This is a genomic window from Amycolatopsis sp. cmx-8-4, from assembly GCF_046548675.1.
Classification (GTDB): domain Bacteria; phylum Actinomycetota; class Actinomycetes; order Mycobacteriales; family Pseudonocardiaceae; genus Amycolatopsis.
This window is the reverse complement of the sequence record NZ_JAEBDZ010000007.1, coordinates 314,728-336,506: the sequence shown is the minus strand read 5'-3', so window position 1 is coordinate 336,506 and position 21,779 is coordinate 314,728. Positions and strand designations below refer to the sequence as shown.

10 protein-coding genes are annotated in these 21,779 nt (G+C 73.4%); 4 read left to right on the top strand and 6 right to left on the bottom strand.

Annotation, left to right across the window (positions count from 1 at the left end):
* Complete coding sequence (glpK, locus tag ACLJQZ_RS17720; protein WP_410621082.1) at positions 1–1,518, top strand: glycerol kinase GlpK; 1,518 nt, start codon at positions 1–3, stop codon at positions 1,516–1,518.
* A gap of 7 nt (positions 1,519–1,525) precedes the next feature.
* Positions 1,526–3,229 (top strand): glycerol-3-phosphate dehydrogenase, encoded by a 1,704-nt coding sequence (gene glpD / locus ACLJQZ_RS17715; protein ID WP_410621081.1) that lies wholly within the window; start codon positions 1,526–1,528, stop codon positions 3,227–3,229.
* 78 nt (positions 3,230–3,307) lie between these two features.
* Here glpD and ACLJQZ_RS17710 read toward each other — a convergent pair whose 3' ends face one another.
* Entirely contained in the window at positions 3,308–4,171 is an 864-nt protein-coding gene (locus ACLJQZ_RS17710; RefSeq protein ID WP_410621080.1) for an aminoglycoside phosphotransferase family protein, read from the bottom strand.
* Positions 4,172–4,262: 91 nt separating this feature from the next.
* On the opposite strand from ACLJQZ_RS17710, the gene argG reads away from it, so the two are divergent.
* Both argG and ACLJQZ_RS17700 read left to right on the top strand, forming a co-directional pair.
* Positions 4,263–5,711, top strand: coding sequence for an argininosuccinate synthase (gene argG, locus ACLJQZ_RS17705; protein WP_410621079.1), 1,449 nt, complete (start codon positions 4,263–4,265; stop codon positions 5,709–5,711).
* A 460-nt stretch (positions 5,712–6,171) separates the two neighbouring features.
* The gene (locus tag ACLJQZ_RS17700; RefSeq protein WP_410621078.1) at positions 6,172–6,720 is read left to right on the top strand and encodes a hypothetical protein; all 549 of its coding nucleotides are present in this window, start codon (positions 6,172–6,174) and stop codon (positions 6,718–6,720) included.
* On the opposite strand, the gene ACLJQZ_RS17695 is transcribed toward ACLJQZ_RS17700, so the two are convergent.
* Genes ACLJQZ_RS17695 through ACLJQZ_RS17675 form a run of 5 tightly spaced genes read right to left on the bottom strand, consistent with a single transcriptional unit; the run spans position 6,710 to position 21,552 of the window.
* Positions 6,710–7,582, bottom strand: a complete 873-nt coding sequence (locus ACLJQZ_RS17695; RefSeq protein ID WP_410621077.1) for a TauD/TfdA dioxygenase family protein — start codon at positions 7,580–7,582, stop codon at positions 6,710–6,712. The genes ACLJQZ_RS17700 and ACLJQZ_RS17695 overlap by 11 nt on opposite strands.
* A 21-nt stretch (positions 7,583–7,603) precedes the next feature.
* A complete protein-coding gene (locus ACLJQZ_RS17690) occupies positions 7,604–8,296 on the bottom strand; it encodes a hypothetical protein (RefSeq protein WP_410621076.1) in 693 nt (230 codons plus the stop codon).
* Positions 8,259–9,296: a GSCFA domain-containing protein gene (locus tag ACLJQZ_RS17685; protein ID WP_410621075.1), complete on the bottom strand. Its 1,038-nt coding sequence runs from the start codon at positions 9,294–9,296 to the stop codon at positions 8,259–8,261. The genes ACLJQZ_RS17690 and ACLJQZ_RS17685 overlap by 38 nt, the downstream gene beginning before the upstream one ends.
* Positions 9,293–17,743: an amino acid adenylation domain-containing protein gene (locus ACLJQZ_RS17680; RefSeq protein WP_410621074.1), complete on the bottom strand. Its 8,451-nt coding sequence runs from the start codon at positions 17,741–17,743 to the stop codon at positions 9,293–9,295. The genes ACLJQZ_RS17685 and ACLJQZ_RS17680 overlap by 4 nt, the downstream gene beginning before the upstream one ends.
* On the bottom strand, positions 17,740–21,552 hold the full coding sequence (locus ACLJQZ_RS17675; RefSeq protein ID WP_410621073.1) for a non-ribosomal peptide synthetase: 3,813 nt from the start codon (positions 21,550–21,552) through the stop codon (positions 17,740–17,742). Before ACLJQZ_RS17675 ends, ACLJQZ_RS17680 begins: the two co-directional genes overlap by 4 nt.
* Positions 21,553–21,779 lie beyond the last annotated feature (227 nt).

The window sequence follows — 21,779 nt, the reverse complement described above, 5'->3', positions numbered from 1 at the left end:
ATGCCTGACTTCGTCGGCGCCGTAGACCAGGGCACCACCAGCACCCGTTTCATGATCTTCGACCACGGCGGCAACGAGATCGCCCGCCACCAGCTGGAGCACGAGCAGATCCTGCCCAAGCCCGGCTGGGTCGAGCACGACGCCACCGAGATCTGGGAACGCACCCGCTCGGTCATCGCCACCGCGCTCAACAAGGCCAACCTCACCGCGGGCGACCTGGCCTCGCTCGGCATCACCAACCAGCGCGAGACCACCGTCGTGTGGAACCGCCGCACCGGCCGCCCGTACGGCCACGCCATCGTCTGGCAGGACACCCGCACCGACCGGATCGCCTCGGCGCTGGAACGCTCCGGCAAGGGCGACGTCATCCGCCGCAAGGCCGGCCTCCCGCCCGCGACGTACTTCTCCGGCGGCAAGCTGCAGTGGATCCTCGAAAACGTCGACGGCGTCCGCGAAGCCGCCGAAGCGGGCGACGCGCTGTTCGGCACCACCGACTCGTGGCTCATCTGGAACCTCACCGGCGGCCCGGACGGCGGGGTCCACGTCACCGACCCGACCAACGCGTCGCGCACCATGCTGATGGACCTCGAAACCCTCGACTGGGACGACGAACTGCTGTCGTTCTTCGACGTCCCGCGCCGGATGCTGCCGAAGATCCGGCCGTCGTCGAACCCCGGCTTCTTCGGCACGACCCGCGCGGACGGCCCGTTCGGCGGCGAGATCCCGATCGCCGGCGTGCTCGGCGACCAGCAGGCGGCCACCGTCGGGCAGGTCTGCTTCCGGCCCGGCGAGGCCAAGAACACCTACGGCACCGGCAACTTCCTGCTGCTCAACACCGGTCACGAGCTGGTCCGCTCGAAGCACGGCCTGCTCACGACGCTGTGCTACCAGTTCGGCGACGAGAAGCCGGTCTACGCGCTGGAGGGCTCGATCGCCGTCACCGGCTCGGCCGTGCAGTGGCTGCGCGACCAGCTGGGCATCATCAGCGGCGCGGCGCAGAGCGAAAGCCTGGCCCGCCAGGTCGAGGACAACGGCGGCGTCTACTTCGTCCCGGCGTTCTCCGGCCTCTTCGCCCCCTACTGGCGGTCCGACGCGCGCGGCGCGATCGTCGGCCTGACCCGCGCGACGACCAACGCGCACATCGCCCGGGCGACGCTGGAAGCGATCTGCTACCAGACCCGCGACGTCGTCGACGCGATGCAGAACGACTCCGGCGTCACGCTCGACGTGTTGCGAGTGGACGGTGGCGTCACCGCGAACGAACTGTGCATGCAGCTGCAGGCGGACATCCTCGGCGTGCCGGTGTCGAAGCCGGTCGTCGCCGAGACCACCGCGCTCGGCGCCGCCTACGCGGCCGGGCTGGCCGTCGGCTTCTGGCGGTCGACCGACGAGCTGGAGCAGAACTGGAACGAGGACAAGCGCTGGGAGCCGTCGTGGACGGACGAGCAGCGCGCGGAGGGCTACGCGGGCTGGCAGAAGGCCGTCGGCCGGACGCTCGACTGGGTAGATGTGGAGTGAGGACAAGATGAAGAGGAACACCACGACACCGCTTTCCCCGGTGTACCGCGCGGAGACGCTGCGCAAGCTCGCCCGTGAAGAGGTCGACGTGCTCGTCGTCGGCGGGGGCGTGACCGGCGCGGGTGTCGCGCTCGACGCGGCGTCGCGCGGGCTGTCCGTCGCGCTGGTCGAGGCGCGGGACTTCGCCGCCGGGACGTCCAGCCGGTCGTCCAAGCTGATCCACGGCGGGCTGCGCTACCTGGAGCAGCTGGACTTCAAGCTGGTGCGCGAGGCGCTCAAGGAACGCGGCCTGCTGCTGCAGACCCTCGCCCCGCACCTGGTCCGGCCGGTGAAGTTCCTGGTGCCGCTGACGCACCGGGTGTGGGAGCGCGGGTACATCGGCGCCGGCGTCACGCTGTACGACACGCTCGGCGGGGCCCGCGCGCTGCCGCAGCACCGGCACCTGTCCAAGCGCGGCGCGTTCAAGGTGGCACCGGCCCTGGCCGACGACGCGCTGGTCGGCGCGATCCAGTACTACGACGCCCAGGTCGACGACGCGCGCCACACGATGACCATCGCGCGGACCGCCGCCGAGCAGGGCGCTTCGGTGCTGACGCGGGCGCGGGTGACGTCGTTGCTGCGTGACGGCGAGCGGGTCGTCGGCGCGAAGGTCGTGGACCGCGAGAGCGGCGCCGAGATCGAGGTGCGCGCTCGGACCGTCATCGCCGCCACCGGCGTGTGGAGCGACGACATGTCCGAGGCGGCCGGGATCCCCGCGCCGTTCACGGTGCGCGCGTCGAAGGGCGTCCACCTCGTGGTGCCGCGGGAGAAGATCGACCTCGACACCGGGTTGATCCTGCGGACCGAGAAGAGCGTGCTGTTCGTGATCCCGTGGGGCAAGCACTGGCTCGTCGGCACCACGGACACCGAGTGGGACCTCGACCGCGAGCACCCGGCGGCGAGCCGCGCGGACGTCGACTACGTGCTGGAGCACCTCAACGCCGTGCTGCGCACGCCGGTCACGCACGACGACATCGAAGGCGTCTACGCTGGCCTTCGCCCGCTGCTGGCGGCGAAGGCGGCCGCGACGACGAAGCTGTCGCGGGAGCACGCGGTGGCCCACCCCGTGCCGGGCCTGGTGATCGTGGCCGGCGGCAAGTACACGACCTACCGGGTGATGGCCGCCGACGCGGTCGACGTCGCGGTCGAGGAGGTCGGCCGGCCGACGCCGCCGTCGTGGACCGACCGGCTGCCGATCGTCGGTGCGGCGGGCTACCACGAGTTGTGGGACGGCCGGTTCGCGCTGGCGTCGCGGGCGGGCCTGCCGGTGGCGCGGATCGAGCACCTGCTGGGGCGCTACGGCTCGGCGATCGAGGACGTCCTGGCGTCGATCGCGGAGCGCCCGGAGCTGGGTGCGCCGCTGCCGGGCGCCGCGGAGTACCTGAAGGCGGAGGTGGTGTACGCGGTCTCGCACGAGGGCGCGCTGCACCTGGAGGACGTCCTCACCCGCCGGACGCGGATCTCCATCGAGGAACGCGACCGCGGCGTCACGGCGGCCCCGTGGGTCGCGGAGCTGATGGCCCCGCTGCTGGGCTGGGACGCGCACCGCCAGTCCCGCGAGGTGACGAACTACCTCGCCCGCGTCGAGGCGGAGCGCACGGCACAGGAGGCCCCGGACGACGAGGCGGCGAACGCCAGCCGCCTCACGGCCCCAGCCCTCCTCCCGAGCTGACCGGCACTCCCGCACTCCCGCACTCCCGGAAAGCCGTGAAGGCCTCCTTACCGGCTCTTATGGCCGGTAAGGAGGCCTTCACGGCTTTGGACCGCAGCCGAGTTCGGCGAGGACGTAGCGGGCGTTGGCGGAGATGACGGGGTTCGTGCGGCGGTAGTAGGGGAGCTGGATCACGGCCATCGACAGCGCCCGGCCGCGGCCGCGTGCCCAGGCCGCGTCGTCGGCGCCGACGGCGTCGTGGAAAGCCGGGCGGGTGGCCGCGGTGAGCAGGTTCCACGCCGGGATCAGGTCGCAGGCCGGGTCGCCGACGCCCGCGGTGGCCCAGTCGAGGACGGCCGTGAGGTGTCCATTGTGGACCAGCAGGTTGCTGGGCATGAGATCACCGTGGACCCAGCAGTTCGTGTCGGAGGGTGCGTCCAGGGCCTCGGTCCAGACCGCGAGGGCGGCTGAAGCGTCGAACGGCTCGTCGGTGTGGCGCAAGGCCTCGACGGCGTTGCGGGTCGCGCGGTCGAGGAGCGCCAGGGGACCGCCGCGGTAGGCCGGGGGACCGTCCGCCTTCGTCCGTCGCACCGCGAGGACGAAGGCCGCCAGCGCCTCCGGGGCGAATGGGTGGCCTTCGACCGCGGGCTCGCCGTCGAGCCACTCGTGCACCGCCCACGGCCACGGGTAGCCCTCGCCGGGTTCGCCGAGTCCGGCGACGACCGGGACCGCCACCGGCAGGCCGTCGAGCGCCGCCAGCAGCCGCTCCTCCTTCGCGACGTCCGCGGCGCCCCCGGTGGTCCGGGGGAGCCGGACGGTCAGGTGGTCACCGAGGCGGTGGACGGCGTTGACCGTGCCGCCCGAAGCGAGCGGTGCGACCGGGAGTGAAGCCCAGCGGGGGAACTGCGCGCGCACCAGCCGCCGGACGAGGGTGGTGCTGATGGCGGGCTCGTCGGGGTGCATGCCGCTACCGAATCAGCAGGTCAGGCCGGGGTCAACGGGTTTCCGAGACCCCGAATTGCACGATGATGCATCGCCGTGCATAATCATTCGCATGTCCAAGGTGCTCACTTCCCTGCCCGTCGGCGAACGTGTCGGTATCGCCTTCTCCGGTGGCCTCGACACTTCCGTGGCCGTCGCGTGGATGCGCGACAAAGGCGCTGTCCCCTGCACCTACACCGCCGACATCGGCCAGGCCGACGAGCCCGACATCGGGTCGGTGCCCGGGCGGGCCCACGCCTACGGCGCGGAGGTCGCGCGGCTGGTCGACTGCCGCGAAGCCCTCGTCGAAGAGGGGCTCGCGGCGCTGACGTGCGGCGCGTTCCACATCCGCTCCGGCGGCCGCAGCTACTTCAACACCACCCCGCTGGGGCGCGCCGTCACCGGCACCCTGCTGGTGCGGGCCATGCTCGAGGACGACGTCCAGATCTGGGGCGACGGCTCCACCTTCAAGGGCAACGACATCGAGCGGTTCTACCGCTACGGCCTGCTCGCCAACCCGTCCCTGCGGATCTACAAGCCGTGGCTGGACGCCGCCTTCGTCACCGAGCTCGGTGGCCGCAAGGAGATGTCGGAGTGGCTGCTGGCGCACGACCTGCCCTACCGCGACAGCACGGAGAAGGCGTACTCGACCGACGCCAACATCTGGGGCGCGACCCACGAGGCGAAGTCGCTGGAGCACCTCGACACCGGTCTCGAGATCGTCCAGCCCATCATGGGCGTGAAGTTCTGGGACCCCGAGGTCGAGATCGCGGCCGAAGACGTCACGATCGGCTTCGAGCAGGGCCGGCCGGTGACGATCAACGGCAAGGAGTTCGCTTCCGCCGTCGACCTGGTGCTGGAGGCCAACGCCGTCGGCGGCCGGCACGGCCTGGGCATGTCCGACCAGATCGAGAACCGGATCATCGAGGCCAAGAGCCGCGGCATCTACGAGGCGCCGGGCATGGCGCTGCTGCACGCGGCCTACGAGCGGCTGGTCAACGCGGTCCACAACGAGGACACCGTCGCCAGCTACCACAACGAGGGCCGCCGCCTCGGCCGGCTGATGTACGAAGGCCGCTGGCTCGACCCGCAGGCCATGATGCTGCGCGAGTCGCTGCAGCGCTGGGTCGGTACCGCGATCACCGGCGAGGTGACGCTGCGCCTGCGCCGCGGCGAGGACTACTCGATCGTCGACACGACGGGCCCGGCGTTCAGCTACCACCCCGACAAGCTGTCGATGGAGCGGACCACGGACTCGGCGTTCGGCCCGGTGGACCGCATCGGCCAGCTGACCATGCGCAACCTCGACATCGCCGACTCGCGCGCCAAGCTGGAGCAGTACGCCAGCCTCGGCATGGTCGGCGGCACGCACCCCAAGCTGATCGGCGCCGCCCAGGCGGCCTCGACGGGCCTGATCGGCGCGATGGCCGAGGGCGGCGCGGAGGTGATCGCGTCCCGCGGCAAGGCTTCGGGCGGCGACGAGCTGCTGGACCAGGCCGCCATGGAGTCCGGCACCGACTGACCCACTGACCTGCTGGCGAGAGAAGAGGCCCGGCCGCATCGGTCGGGTCTCTTTTCGCACGCGGGGTGCCTGACTGGTCACGACCGGGTGACGGTGGCAGGTTCTCCTGATCCTTCGCATGGCGCCAGGCGTGCTGCGGCAAACGGTGCGCGGAGCCGATCCGGTTCCGCGCACCGTCCGCCGCCGCGGCCTGGCCGGCCGCCGGTGGCTTGCCGTACTCCGCGAGCCACCTGGGCCTTCAGGGTGCCCGTCGCGGCCAGGTCGAACACCGCCGTGAGGTCCTCCGCCAGGCGGCCGCGGAACTTCGCGAGGTTTCGCTTGCCGCTCTCGGGCAGGCAAGGCGGGTGCCCCGGAACACAGTGGCGCGGAGTGCGTCGCGTCCGCGGGCACGGCAGGATCGAGGCCATGAGGACCACTGACGGGAGCGCGACCGTCCCGGAACCGCGGCGTGCCTGACCAAATGTCTACTGTGGACACCGAAGGGCCGGAGCCGGTGGCCTGGCCGGAGCACGTGGTGAGCGAACTCCTCGACGGCGGCCTCGCCGTCGTCCACCACTGGTACGGGCGCACGGTCTGGCCGCTGCTGGGGCACGCCGACGTCGCCGCGCTCCACCTGCGCGGGACGCCGGTGCCGGCGGAGACCTGGCGCGAGACCCTGGAGCCCGCGCTGCGTGACGTCTACCGCCGCGCCTACCCGTACGACGACGCGTACGCGACGGCGGCCGCGGCGGCCGGCGGGTTCGCCCTGGCCCACGGCTACAGCGAAGCCGAGGCCACCGAGTACGGCGAGACCTACGCCGCGACGAACACCGACGCCAACGTGACAGCGCACGCCGACGCCAACGCGGCGGCGAACGCGGCCGCGCTGGCCGCCGCGTTCGCCGCGGCCGACGTCACGGCCTACGCCGCGACCTACCCGGCCGCGTTCGTGCGGGCGTGCGTGCTCGCCGGCGGTCCCGGAGCCCGGCAGCGGCTGGCCGACGGGCTCCGGGCGATCCTCACCCCTTGAGCGGGCCGCCGTTGATCGCGATGCGCTGCCCGTAGCGGGTGTGCGGGAAGTAGTCGTACACCGCGTGGTGCTGGGCGCAGCGGTTGTCCCAGAACACCAGCGTGTTCGGCTCCCAGCGCACCCGGCAGGCCAGCATCGGCCGGTTCGGCACGAGCGCGAACAGCATGTCGAGCACCGCGCGGCTCTCGTCGGCCGACAGCTGCGGGATGTGCGAGGTGTAGGCCGGGTTGACGTAGAGCAGCTTGCGGTCGGTCTCCGGGTGCCGCACGACCAGCGGGTGCTCGCTGCACGGCGGCTCGTAGCCCGGCGGGATCGGGTGGCCGCGGAAGGCGAGTGCGCCGTCGTGGACCGCGGTGAGCCCGTCCAGCAGCGACTTCATCGCCGGCGACAGCATGTCGTAGGCCAGGTACATGTTGGCGAACAGCGTGTCGCCGCCGCTGCCGGGCTCCGGGATCTCCGTGATGTGCAGCATCGAACCGAGTGACGGCTCGGCGTCCGCGGTGCCGTCGGCGTGCCAGCCGTTGCCGAACACGTTCGCCGCCTCGGGGCTGGTCGCGACCTCGAGGATGTACGGGTCGCCGTGCTTCGGCGGCGGGTTCACCGGGCGCAGCTCGCCGAAGCTCGCGGCCAGCCGCTTGTGGTCCTCGGCGGTGATGACCTGGTCGCGGAACACCAGTACGTGGTGGTCCAGGAACGCGGTCTTCAGCTCGGTGAGCTGCTCGTCGGTCAGCTCCGTCCCGAGGTCGAGGCCGGTGACCTCGGCTCCGATCACGGGGGTCAGCCCCCGCACCGCCAGCGTCCGGTACTCCCGCGCCGGGCGCGTCGTGATCGCCTTGACGGCGTCGAGTTCGTACTGCTCCATGGTTTCCTTTCCTCCCGGGTCTCAGAGTCCCAGATCGAGCAGTTCGGCCAGGACGATCCGTCCCCAGGCCAGGTTTCCGTGGATTTCGTCATCCGCTTCGCACAGTTCGGGCCGCTGGAACCCGTTCGTGCCGGTGATCCTCCCGCGCAGGTCGGCCACCTCGACACCGAGGCCCTCGACCGCGCGGCGGACGGTCTCCTGCGCGGCCAGGAACACCGCGGCGTCCGACTGACCGGGCACCCGCTGCGGCGGCAGCACGGCGATCACCCGCACGCCGAGGTCGCGCGCGTGGCGGTAGAAGGCGAGCGCGTCGCGGACCGTCGCGAGGACGATCGCGTCGAACAGCGCGCTGCCCAGGAAGCCGGGCGGGAAGCCGTCGCCGGTCCGGTAGAGGTGCCAGTTCTCCTTGGTGGCCACGAAGTGCGCGGCGAACCCGAACGTCGTCACCAGCGGGACGCCCAGCTCGCCGAGCCCGGCGACGCCGAGTTCGTCGAGGAAGCCGCGGTAGTGCTTCTGCGCCTCGGGCCGGTGGAACTCGACGTCGGCGTCGCGCGCGGTGAAGAAGCGGTCGGTGAACTCGCGGCCGGCACCGATCGGGCCACCCAGGAACGGCAACCCGGCCGCCCGCGCCGCGCGGCCGATCGGGCCCGCGTGGGAGTCGCCGAGCAGCAGGAACCTAGCGGGGGCCGTAATAGTCGAGGACGGCGTCGTCACAGACATCTCCTCCCTTCACCCGTGGCTCGCGGCGCTCCCGGGCCGGCGCGGTCGCCGTGCCCCGCAGCGCGGACGTGAAGTGCCCCATCACGAACTCGACGCCCTCGGCGGTGACTTCGCGCAGGTTGGGCTCGTAGAAGCCGCTGCGGAACGGCTGCCCGGTGATCAGCTCGTACGCCGGGAAGTAGTCGACGTGGTCGTGCTCCTGGGCCAGCTGCCCGGCGACGCCGCGGAGCACGGACTTCGCGTGGGTGTTCGCGACGAGCGCGTGCTGCGCGCCCGCGGTGGCGGTGAGCGGCACGGGCGAGACCGTGAGCACGAACCGGATGTCCGGGTTCGCCGCGCGGGCCAGGGCGAAGACGTCGAGCAGGTCCCGGTGCACGTCGGCGAAGGTGAAGGTGCGCAGGGTGTGGCGGGTGTCGTCGAACGTGCCGCGGACCGTGCCCGGGCAGGACGGGTAGACGGTGCCGCCGGCGTCGCCCCAGGCCTCGGTCAGGCCGAGGGTGAAGATCAGGCAGCGGGCCCGGGCGACCCCGCGGCGGATCGCGGCGAGGGTTTCCTCGCGAGCGGCGAACACGTCGTCGGCGGACGCGTATCCAGTGGGCTCGACGGATGGGCGGTACGGGTCGAAGCACCGGCCGTCCCCGGTCCACACCGTGTCCGGAGCCTTCTCGTGGCCGAAGGCCCAGGCGAGCCACTGCCGCAGCACGGCGGCGGTGTAGATGGTGCCGGTGCGGAAGGAGAACTCGCCGAAGTGACGGGCGCGGCGCTCGTCGCGGGTCAGGCCCGGCGGCGGCGGTTCGGCGTCGAAGAAGTTCATGCCGTGGTCGATCAGCGCGCGCCCGAGCCGGGCGGCGAAGCAGGAGCCCGCGGTGAGCACCGGGTCGTCCTGGCCGATCGCGAACTTGGGCGTCCAGACGTCGCTGATCGCGCCGGGCTCCGGTTCGGCGACGGCGGTCCGCCAGAACGCGCGGGCCGGCTGGGACTCGTACGGGTTCACTCGGCTCCGATCGTGATCGCGTCGGCCACGGCGCTGACGTGCGGGGCCCGCACGATGCCGTAGTGGGTGGCGGGCAGCTGCCGCCAGTCGCTCGGTTCGGGCAGGATCGTGTGCCAGCCGTCCGGGTCGGCGGCGGGCGGCAGGCCAGGTTCGACGTCGGCGGCGATCCAGACGTGGCTGGGGGTCGTCGCGAGCTTCGGCAGTTCGTGGCCGGTCATGCTGCGCAGGTTCGCACGGCAGGCGCGGGCGAGGCGGCGCGCGTGCTCGCCCGCCGTGCCACCGGACGCGCCGAGCTCGCGCTCGAACACGGCTTCCAGGCGGGATTCGTCGTAGTCCGCGAAGCTCGCGCCCGGGGCGGGCGGGTCGATCAGGTGCAGTGCCCGCACCGGCCGCCCGCCCAGCTCGGCCTCGGCGGCCATGCCGGTCGCGACCCACGCGCCGAACGACCAGCCCGCCAGCTGCCAGCGCCACTCGTCGTCGGGGAAGCGCGCCTGCAACGCGGCGTGGTAGCGGCGGGCGCGCTCGGCGACCGGCCAGCCCGGCGGCTCGGGCCGGCTCAGCGCCGGGTCGGCGATGACGCAGACGGTCAGCTCCGGCCCGAGTGCCCGCACCAGCGGGCGGTACGCGTGGACGTCCCCGCCGACCGGGTGGACCAGGCACACGACGTCACGGCCGGTGCCCTCCCGCCACACCTGGACGGCGACGTCCTCGGGGCCGGCGGCCTCCGACAGCCGGGCCAGCAGGCCGGTGAGCGTCACTTCCGGGCCCAGCCAGGCCAGCTCGAGGTCGACGCCGAAGAGCCGTTTCACCGAGTCGACGACGTCGAGCAGCATCAGCGAATCGGCGCCGAGGTCGTAGAGCGGGACGTCCGGGTCCAGCGCGTCGACGCCGAGCAGCGCGCGCACCTCCTCCGCCAGTTCCGCGGCGGGGTCTTCCTTCGGCGCGGTGACGGCGACCGGTTCGCGCTCGTGGAAGCTGCGGGCGTCGGCGAGGTCGGTCGTCGACACCAGGAGCTGCGGGAGCCCGGCGTCGAGGGCACTGGCGAAGACGCGTTTGCCCTCTTCGGCGGTCATGCCGACGGCGAGGTGGGCCTGGTGGCGGGCGTCGGTCCGCAGCGCGGTGACGGCCATGCCGGTGTCGCGCCAGACGTCCCAGCCGAGGCTCAGCCGGACGGTCGGTGCGTCCGGGGCGTGGTGGGCGAGGGCGTCGAGGAAGCCGTTGGCGGCGGCGTAGTCGAGCTGGCCGGTGCCGCCGAACTGCGCGGAGAGCGACGAGCAGTAGACGGCGAGGGCGGGCCGGTGGCGTTCGATGAGCCGTTCCACCAGCAGCGCGCCGGCGAGCTTGGCTCCCTGGCCGGTGGTGTCGCCTCGGGTCGCGATGAGGCCGCCCGCCGCGACCCCGGCGGCGTGGACGATCCCGGCCAGCGGCGTGTCGATCCGGATGTCGTCGGTGGTGAGGTCGGCTTCGAGGAGGTCGACGCGGTCGGCCCACGGCTCGAGCGGTGCGGGCAGGCGCGGGTTGCGGGCGGCGAGCACGACCCGGCCGGTGGTCCTGGTCAGCAGGACCTCGGCGACGGCGGTGCCGATGCCGCCGGTGCCGCCGAGGACGAGGTACGTGCCGTCTGCGGTCCGGCTGCCGCCGGGCGTGACCGGGGAGGTGCTTTGTTCCCACCAGAAGCCGTGCCGGAGGGCGACCCGCGCGGGCGGGGTGGGGCCGGTGAGGAGGCCCGCGACCGCGGTGTCCCAGTGGCCCGCGACGTCGACCCAGTGCCCGGGGACGCCGGTTTCCTGCGGTCCGACGGCGGTGACCCCGGCGAGCAGCCCCGCTTCGGGGCGGGTGACGTCGCTGTTCGCCGGCGCGGCGCCGGCGGAGAGCCACCAGGTGCGCAGCTTGCGGGTCCCGGCGGCGCGCAGGAGGGCGGCGGGGGTGTCGACGCAGGCCCAGCGCGCGTGGGCGAGGGCGATTTCGCCGACCGGGCCGCTGATGCCGAGGGGGAGGGTGTGCAGCCAGTCGACGTCCCCGTCGAGGGCGGCGAGCACCTGGCCGAGCTGGTGTGCGTCGGCCGGGTCGGCTTCGAAGAGGTCCGGCCCTGGGCGGGCGAACGACGTGGCGGCGTGCACGCGTACGACCCGGGTGTAGGCGGCGTCGAGGGCCGGGGCCGGCAGGGGGCCGTCGCTGGAGATGACGAGTACGCGGTCTACGGGGGCCTGTGCGGGGGCGGCCCGCCGGAGCCGCACCCAGGTGGGCTGGTGGAGCCACTCGGCTTCGGGAAGCCGCTGGACGGCGGGCTTCCGCGGGAAGTCGAAGTCCTCACGGGCGAAGGAGGGCGGCGGGAAGTCCCAGGGCGCGGGGGAGGCATGGATGCCCCAGTCGACGGGCTCGCCGCGCAGCCAGGCCGCCGCGAGTTCCGCCGGGTGATCGCGTGGTGTGCTCGGGCCCGTGGGCTCTGCTTCGCGTGGCTCGGCCGTGCGCAACACATCCACCGCCGCCGACGCGTCGGCGCACACCGCGGCGACCCGCCAGCGGTACTCCTTGCGGCCCGTCTGCAGGTGGCGGACGACGTCCACAAAGGACTCCGGGTGCGCCTCCAGGTACTCGGCCACCCGCCGGGCGTCTTCGCGCAGAGCCGACGCGCTGCTCGCCGACAGCACGACCACCGGCGCGGGGGCTGGACGCGACACGACGGCCGAGTCCGCCTCCAGGACCACGTGGGCGTTCGTGCCGCCGATGCCGAAGCTGCTCACTCCCGCCACCCTCGGACCGTCGGGCCAGGGCTCCGCGGCCGTCGGCACCCGGAACGGGCCCAGCTCCAGTGCCGGGTTCGGCGCGTGGAAGTCCGCCGTCGGCGGGATCAGTCCATGGTGGACGGACAACGTCGCGCGGATCAGGCCGACGACCCCCGCTGCCGCGCCCAGGTGGCCGATCTGGCTCTTCACCGACGACAACGCGCATTCCGCCGACGGATCCAGCGCCTGCCGCAGCGCCGCGACCTCGATCGGGTCGCCCAGCCGGGTACCCGTCCCGTGGGTTTCCACGTAGCCGAGGGAAGAGCGCCCGGCGCGCCGCAGGGCCGCGCGGATCACTTCGCGCTGACCGGCCGGCGACGGCGCGGTGTAGCCCTGCTTCACCGCGCCGTCGTTGTTGATCGCCGAGCCCGTGATCACCGCGTACACCGTGTCGCCGTCGCGACGCGCGTGGCTCAGCGGCTTCAGCACCACGACGCCGACGCCGCTCGCGCCGACCGTGCCGCCCGCGTCGTCGCTGAACGGACGGCAATGGCCGTCCGCCGAGAAGATGTGCTGCGGCCGGTACCGGTAGCCCCCGGAAAGGGTGACGTCGACCAGGACGCCGCCCGCCAGCATGACGTCCGCCTCGCCGGTGCGCAGCAGCCCGGCCGCCTGGTGGACCGCGACCAGCGAACTCGAACACGCCGTCTGCGTGGTCAGCGCCGGCCCGGTCAGGTTCAGGTGGTACGCGGCCTTCGTCGCGAGGAAGTCCTTCTCGTGGTGCAGCGCCAGCTGGAAACCGTCCGGCAGCGCGGCCGGGTCGCCCTCGCGCAGCAGCGACTGGAAGTACGTGTCCTCGCCGCACCCGGCGACCAGCCCGACGCCCTCGCCCGACGTGACCCCCGCGTGAGCCAGCGCCTCGACGCAGCTCATCAGCAGGTGCCGCTGCTGCGGGTCCATCAGCGCGGCGTCGCGGCGGCTGATCCCGAAGTGCTCCGGGTCGAACGCCAAGGGCCCGTCGAGGATGCTGCGCGCGCCGACCAGGCCGTCATCGGCGGCGAAGTGCTCGATGCCGCGGCCGCCGGACCGCACGAGGTCCCAGAACGCGGCCAGATCCGGCGCACCCGGCACCCGGAGCGCCATGCCGATCACGGCGATCGGCTCGTCGGCGGCCTCGTCACCGGAAGACATGGCCGCCGGAACGGCCGCATCGGACAGCAGCCGCGCCAGGTCGCGGACCGTGACGTGCTCGAACAGGTCCGCCGCGGTGAACCGGAGACCTTCCTCGGCGCAGCGCAGGTGGAACCGCATCAGCCCGAGGCTGGACGCGCCCGCCGCGAAGAAGGTCTCGTCCGCCCCGATCGACGCGCCCGTCACCTCCTCGAACAACTCGGCCAGCTGCCGCGAGACGCCCGAAAGCCCGGACCGGCGTCCGCGGCGCAGCTCCTCGCCGGGCGTCCGCAGTGCGGCTTCCCGGTCGAGCTTGCCGCTCGGCGTCCGCGGCAGGGCCGGGACGACGCGGAAGCGGTCGACGCGCGCGTGCGGCGGCAGCAACGGCTCGAGGTGCGCGGACAGCTCCGCGGCCGACGGCGTCCGGTGGCATTCGAGGCAGGCCAGCAGGCTTTCGCCGTCGTGCGCCACGACCGCGTTGACGACGTCGGGGTGCCGCAGCAGCGCGGCTTCGACCTGCCCCGGTTCGAGGCGGTACCCGCTGATCTTGAGCTGGTGGTCGGCCCGGCCGTCGAAGTGCAGGAGCCCGTCGCGGCCGAAGTGCGCGAGGTCGCCGCTGCGGTAGAACAGCTCCGGCGTCTCGGCGAACTTCCCGGGGATGTCCCCGAGGTAGCAGCGGGTCGTCATCAGCCCGCCGATGAGCAGCTCGCCGATCCGGCCGGGTGCGCCCGCCGTGCCGGCGATCCGCAGCACCGCGCCCGCCACCGGGCGGCCGATCGCCGGGCGCTCGGGCCAGGTCATCGGGTCGCCGTCGAGCGTCAGCGCGCTGACCACGTGCGTCTCGGTCGGGCCGTAGTGGTTGTGCAGCCGCGCGCCGGGCAGGCCGGCGAACCAGCGGCGGATCGCGCCGGTGCACACGAGCTGCTCGCCCGCCGTGATCACGTCCCGCAGCCGCGACGGATAGACGCCGAGCCGCACGCCGTGTTCGGCCAGCAGCTGCAACGCGACGTACGGCAGGAAGATCCGCTCGATGCCCGCGGACTCCAGCTGCGCCAGCAACGCCGGGACGTCGTGCCGCCATCCCGGGCGGACCGGCTGCAGGCACCCGCCACCGCACAGGGTCGTGAAGATCTCCTGGAACGACACGTCGAACGACAGCATCGAGAACTGCTGGGTCACCGCGGGCGGCGCCGCCTGCCACTGCACGAGGTTCGCCAGGGTGCGGTCCGGGACGCGCACGCCCTTGGGCACGCCGGTCGAGCCGGACGTGAACAGCGTGTAGAGCGGCCGGCCGGCGTGCCGGGCCGGGACGTCGGGCACCGGGCCGTCGGAGAGCGTGACGAACTGCCGCTCGATCCCGGTGTCGATCTCGTCGAACGCGGTACCCGGGGCGAGCAGCACACAACGCGGCCGGACCTGGTCGAGGACCTGGCGCAGCAACGCCGGCGGGTAGGCCGGGTCCAGCGGCACGGCGGTGATGTTGAGCCGGGCCAGCGCGAGCAGCGCCACGACGTGCTCGGCGGACGGCTCGAAGTACAGTGCGACGTCGGTGGCGTCCGCGGGCAGCACGGCGGCGAGCCGGGCTGCGTGCGCGTCCAGCTCGGCGTAGGTCATGGCGCCCAGCGCCGGGGCGTCGGGGGTCAGCGCGACCTGGCGCGCGAAGCCCTCGGCCATCGTTTCCCAGTCCAGCTCGGCCGGTTCGCCGCGGCCGTGGTCGGGCAGGCTCCGCCGGTACGGCTCGGCCAGCTCGGCCGGGGTCGCGTCGAGCAGGTCGAACGCGCGGAAGAACAGCTCGCCGAGCGCTTCGGCCTCCGCCTCGGTGAAGTGGCCTTCGGCGTACTCCCAGAGGCAGTCGAAGCCGTCCGGACGCTCGACCACCGACATCGTCAGCGCGCACTTCGCCTCGGCCGCCTCGATCCACTGTGGACTCACCGTGCAGCCCGGCAGGCTCAACGCGCCGAAGTCGGTGTTCTCCAGCACGAACAGGTAGTCGAACGCCGTGGCGACGTCGGCGAAGGCGACGTCCTGCCGGTCGAGCACCGCGCTCGACGCCGTGCCGAGCCGCCGCAGCTGGGTGCGCAGGTCTTCGTCCGGCTCGACGGACAGGGGGAGCAGCACGGTGTTGGCGAACATGCCGACGCTGTCTTCGAACTCCCGGACCGGCCGGTTCGCCACCGGCGCGGCGATCCGCGGCCCGGTCTGCCCGGTGACGCCGTAGAGGCTCGAGGCGAAGACGCCGAGCAGCAGCTGGAACCGCGTCAGGCCCAGGTCGGCGCACCACCGGTCGACGCGCTCGGTGTCGAGGGTGGTCCGCCGCAGCCGGCCGGCCATCGACGCGGTGGGCGACGGCTGGTCGTCGAGTCCACTGTGGAGCGACAGTAGCTCGTCGCGCTGGGCGAGGTAGGCGGGGGAGGAGAACCACTCCGTCTGCCAAAGAGCGAAATCCAGCGGCGTCCGCGAAGTCGCCGGAGCCGCGCCGGACAGCTCGCGGAACAGCACGTTCAGCGACCAGCCGTCGACCGCGATGTGGTGCAGGGAGAGCAGGAGCCGCTCGCCGTCCCAGGCGGCCCGGAAGAGCCGGGGCACGGCCAGGTCGAAGGGCGCGGTGAAGAAGCCGTCACCGGCTTCGGTCCACGGGTCGTACGCCGGGCCGACCACCTGACGCAGGCCCTCGGGCGTCGCCTCGAACGCCGTCCGCAGCGCGACGTGCCGCTCGACCAGGCCGCGCAGTCCCCGGCGAAGCGCCTCGACGTCGACCGGTCCGGTGATCCGGAAGGCCAGCGGCACGTGGTACGCCGTGGACGCCGGATTCCGCTGCTGCAGCAGCCACAGCCGTTGCTGCTCGCTCGTCGCGGGGGCGGACGTCAAGCCCGCGGGAGGCGCGGGTACCGGATACTGCGCCGTCCCGGCCCCGGCGATCGCCGCCGCGAGGTCGGCGAACGTCCCTTGCCGCATCGCGGAGTGCGGGAGTTCGGTGCCCCACCGCTCCTGGACGGCGAACCGCAGCCGCAACGCCTTGAGCGAGTCGCCGCCGGAGGTGAGCCACGTGTCGCCGGGCCGCGGGTCGCGGGTCCCGAGGACGTCCGCCACGACGTCGAGGACCTCCTGCTGCCACGGCGTCGCGGGTTCGCCGGTACCCGACCGCCGCCACGGCGCGAGGCCGAGCGCCAGCAGCGTGGCCTCGTCGACCTTGTCGTTCGCGGTGCGGGGCAGGGCGTCGACGCGGAAGACGTGGTGCGGGCGCATGTAGGCCGGCACCGACGCGGTGAGGTGCGCGTCGAAGTCCGCGTACGCCAGGTCCCCGGCCACGACGAACGCGAACAGCTCGACCGGCCCGGCCCCGCGGTGCGCGGCGACGTGGGCCTGCCGGACCGCCGGGTGGGCGAGGATCCGGCGTTCCAGCTCGCCCGGCTCGATCCGGAAGCCGCGCACCTTCACCTGCCGGTCCGTGCGTCCGACGTAGGCGAAGGTGCCGTCCGGCAGTTCGTCGACCAGGTCACCGGTGCGGTAGAACCGCTCGCCGTCGCGCTCGACGAACCGCTGCGCGGTCTCGTCCGGCCGGTTGCGGTAGCCCGCGGCGACCCCGGCGCCCGAGAGGTACAGCTCGCCGTCCACCACGATCGCGCCGGTGTCCGGCAGCGGCCGCCCGATCGGCACGATGTCGCCGTCGAAGCCGCGCGGGATCGGGTGGCTCAGCGCGAACGTCGTCGTCTCGGTCGGCCCGTAGCCGTTGTGCAGCCGCGTGGCCGAGTCCGGGTTGGCGGCGTACCAGCGGCGGATCAGCGGCGCGTTGAGCTGCTCGCCGCCGATCAGGACCCGGGCCACGGTGGCGAAGCAGTCCGGCACCGTCTCGGCGACGGCGTTGAACAGCGACGCCGTGACGAACATCGTGTCGACGCGCTCCCGGACCAGCGCGGCGGCGAACGCGCGCGGGTCGCGGACGGTCTCGTCGTCGAGCACCACGCAGGTGCCGCCGGTCAGCAGCGGCGGCCAGACCTCGAAGCTGATCGCGTCGAAGGCCGGGTTGGCCAGGCACGCGTACCGGGCGCCGGGTTCGAGCCAGGCCGGGTCGGCCAGCCGCAGGATGCCGGCGTCGCGGACCTCGACGCCCTTGGGCCGCCCGGTCGTGCCGGAGGTGTAGAAGAGGAACGACGTCGTGGCGGCCCCGGCCGGTTCGCCCGCGACGGCGGGGACGGCCAGCAGCTCGGCCGGGGTGAGCGGCGGCAGGCCGGGCAGGCCGTCGTGGACGACGGCGACCGCGCCCGAGTCGGCGATCATGTGGTCCCGGCGCTCCGGCGGGCTCTGCCGGTCGAGCGGCACGACCTGCCCGCCGAGGCGCAGCACGCCGAGCATGACGAGGACCAGGTCCGCCGAGCGCGGCAGGCTCACCGCGACGGCGTCGCCGGGGCGGACACCGCGACGGGACAAGGACTTCGCGACGGCCGCTGCGCCGGCGTCCAGCTCGGCGTAGGTCAGCTCGCGGGCGCCGTCGGACACCGCGACGGCGTCTGGCGTCCGCTGGGCCTGTTCGTGGACGCGACGGGCGATCATCGGGCCGCCAGCTCGGTCAGCTCGGCGGTGATCAGCCCGGCCACGTGCGGGAGCGCGTCGCTCTCCAGCATGTCCCAGTGCCCGCAGTCGGCCGGTTCGATCCGGTACTCGCCGGTCGCGCGGCGGCGCCAGAACTCGTCCGAACCGGGGATCGTGTCCTCGCCCACGGCTTGGACGAACACCAGCCGCGCGGCCGACTCGCCGGGCTCGTGGTCGCGTGCGGTCAGCCGGTTGTGGTTGTACGTGCGGTGGTAGCGGTCGATCTGGGCGTCGTCGATGCCGGGGTACATCCCGTTGAAGCGCACCAGTTTCTCCCGGAACTCGGACGCGGGCACGGGCTCGATCGCGGCGCGCGCGGCCGGGTCGTCGGTGGCGTTGGTGTCGAGCAGCACGACGCTCACCCGCGGGTGGTCCGCCAGCTGCCGGCCCATCTCGTGGGCGATCAGGCCGCCGTAGGACAGTCCACAGAGGACCAGCGACTCGTCCGGCCGGGGATCGACGAGCCGCAGGTACTCCGCGGCCATCGCCTCGACGGTCGGCAGCGCCTCTTCGCCGGGGTTGAGGCCGGGGGACTGGATGCCGAGGACGCCGGCGTCGTCCGGGAGCAGGGCGCTCAGCGGCAGGTAGCAGAACGCCGTCCCGCCGGCGGGGTGCACGCAGACGACGCGTTGCCGCCCGGCGCCGCGGCGGAACTCGATCAGGCTGCCGCCGCCTGCCGGGCTGTCCGCGCGCAGCAGGGCGGCCTGGGCCTCGATGGTCGGGTGCACGATGACGTCGCGGATCGGCAGCTCGCGGCCGAACTCCTCGCCGACCGCGTGGGCCAGCTTGATGGCCGAGATCGACGTGCCGCCGACGTCGAAGAAGTCGTCCGAGATCCCGATCGCCGGGTGCAGCAGCAGCGAGCGCCAGATCCGCAGCAGCGCGAGTTCGACGTGGTCGCGCGGGGCGGCCGTGTTCACGACCGCGGGAGCCATCGAGCGGGCGTGCGCGAGTAAGGCGTCGCGGTCCAGCTTTCCGCTGCGGCTCAGGGGAAGCCGGTCGAACTCGGCGAAGACGGACGGGAGCATGTAGTCCGGCAGCCGGTCGGCCAGCGCGGCCCGCCACTCGTGCGGGGTCCGGCCGCCGCCGCCCGCGATCCCCGCGACCAGCCGGGGTTCGCCGGTGCGGTCGACCAGGACCGCGGCCTCCCGGACGCCGGGGACGGCCAGCAGCGCGGCCGTCACCTCGCCCGGTTCGATGCGGAACCCGCGCAGCTTGATCTGGTCGTCGCGGCGGCCCGCGTACTCGGCTTCGCCGCCGGGCAGCCAGCGGGCCAGGTCGCCGGTGCGGTACATCCGCTCGCCGGGCACGAACGGGTCGGGCACGAATTGCGCCGCGGTCAGGCCGGGCCGGTTCAGGTAGCCGCGTGCGAGGCAGTCGCCGGCGAGGAAGACCTCACCCGCGACGCCCGGCGGGACCGGCCGCAGCCGCTCGTCCAGCAGGTACAGCCGCGAACCGGGCAGTGGCCGGCCGATCGGGGCCGGCCGGTCCAGGGGCCGCGGGTCGAAGTGGGCGGTGGCGTACAGCGTCGCTTCGGTCGGCCCGTACCCGAAGCAGATCCGCAGGCCGGGCCGGGTTTCCTCGAAGCGGGCCAACGCCGCCTCCGACAGCGACTCGACGCCGGTCAGCAGCTGCCGCAGCGCGAGCCCGGCGAGCCGTGACAGATCTTCGTCGATCCAGCGGACGTAGGCGGGCGGCAGGAACGCCTGGACGACGCGGTGTTCACGCAACCACCCCAGCAATGCCGCTGGGTCGGGCCGGACCTCTTCGGGCACCACGTGCAGCACCGCGCCGGTCGTCAGCGGGAGGAGCAGTTCGTGCACGGACGCGTCGAAGCCGATGCTGGACCACGCCGACGTCGGCTCGCCCGGCGTCGCGCCGAACCGGCCGAGCCACTGGTCGAACAGGGCCAGCACGCTGCCGTGGGTGACGGCGACGCCCTTCGGCCGGCCGGTCGAGCCGGACGTGTAGATGACGTAGGCCAGGTCCGCGCGCCCGGTCCGGACGACGGGCCGGGTCGTGGCGTGACCTTCGGCCTCGACGGCGGTGACGGACAGCCAGCCGTCGGGCCGGTCGAGCGCGTCACTGAGCACGAACGCCGGGCGGGCGTCCTCGACCATCGCCGCCAGCCGCGCGGCCGGCTGGGCGGGGTCGAGGGGCAGGTAGGCCGCGCCGGCTTCGAGGATCCCCAGCACGGCCACCACCAGCTCGGCCGAACGTCCACTGTGGACGCCGACGACCTGCCCGGGCCGCACGCCGCGGGCGTGCAGCGCGTTCGCCAGCCGGGTGGCCCGCCGGTCCAGCTCGGCGTAAGTGACCGTCTTCCCGTCGCAGACCAGCGCGGGCGTGTCCGGGTGGGCGTCGGCCTCGCGCTCGAACCGCTCGACGAGCCCGCCGGGCAGCCGCCGCGGAGCCGGGCCGGTGCTCCAGCGCGTCAGGATCTCGTGGCGCTCGGCGTCGTCGAGCAGCTCGTAGCTCGCGACCTCGTCGCCGGGCCGCTCGGCCAGCTGCGTCAGCAGCCGGACGAGGTAGCGGGCGTACCGCTCGGCCGTTTCGTGGTCGAATAGGGCGACGGCGTAGTCGAGCTGCCCGGCGACGCCGCCGGCCTCGTCGGCCAGGGCCAGGGTCAGGTCGAACTTCGCCGGGGCGTACCGGTCGTCGATGGGTTCGACGTCGACGTCGGGCAAGTCCAGGACGCCGTGCTGCGTCGGCACCCAGGCGAACCCGTTCTGGAACAACGGCGTGTGCGCCGGGCTGCGCGGCGGGTTCACCAGCTCGACCACCCGTTCCAGCGGCAGCTCGGCGTGGTCGAGCGCGCCCCGCAGAGTTGCGCGGACCTGCTTGAGCAGGCCGGCGCCGGTGGGGGAGCCGGCGAAGTCGGTCCGCACCGGGAGGGTGTTGACGAAGAAGCCGAGCACACCGGCGTTGACGTCGCCGTCGCCGCGGTTCAAGGCCGGCACTCCGACAACGATGTCAGCCTGGGCGGAAAGCCGCGAAAGCAGCAGCGACCAGCCGGTCAGGATGGTGGAGAACAAGGTGACGCCGTGGGCGCGGGCCACCGCTTTCAACGCCTTCGTCAGGTCCTCGCCGAGGCTGATCGGCACCCGGGCGCCGCGGTGGTCCTGCATCGCCGGGCGCGGCCGATCGGTGGGCAGCTCCAGCAGGGGCGGCACGCCGTCGAGCCGGTCGCGCCAGTACGTCTCGTGCGGCGCCGGCGCCGGCCCGGCCAGCCAGTTCTGCTGCTCCCGGGCGTAGTCGCGGTACTGGCGCGGCTCGGGCAGCTCGGTGGGTTCGCCGCGCAGGAGCGCGGTGTAGAGCACACCCAGCTCCCGCAACAGGGTCGTGCGCGACGCGCCGTCGAAGACGACGTGGTGGACGGTCATCAGCAGGACGTGGTGCTCAGGTCCTGCGACGAGCAGCCGGGCCCGGGCCAGCGGGGCGCGGCCCAGGTCGAACGGCGTGAGCGGGTCGGTGCGCCGCAGCGCGTCGAGTTCCTCCGGCCGGCCGGTGACGTCGGTCACGGTGAGCGGCAGCCCGGCATCGAGGGGCTCGACCACCTGTCCGGGTCGGCCCGCGTCGACGACGATCCGGGTCCGCAGCGACTCGTGCCGGGCGGCGAGCGCGTCGAGGGCCTGGGCGAGCACGTCGCGGTCGAGCGGGCCCCGGAGGGCGAACGCCATGGCCTCGTTGTAGGCCGGGCCGGCGCCGTCGAGCTGGGACAACGTCCAGATCCGCTGCTGCGCGGACGACAGCGGGGCGGGAACCTGCATGGAGGTGCGGCCTTTCCGGACGGGACGGTGCGCACCGGGCCCGCGCGTGCGCCGCTGCATCCGTGGCCGGAAAACGCTGTCTGGCTGTCCGGATAGTTAACACCACACCATCGGGTGAACACGAGTTGTGTAGCAGGTTTGCCCGAAGTTCCCCGTGTACCGGTGTGTTCGCCAGCCGAACCACGCACAAGCGGCACCTCTCCGGAGAGGTGCCGCTTGTGCGTGGT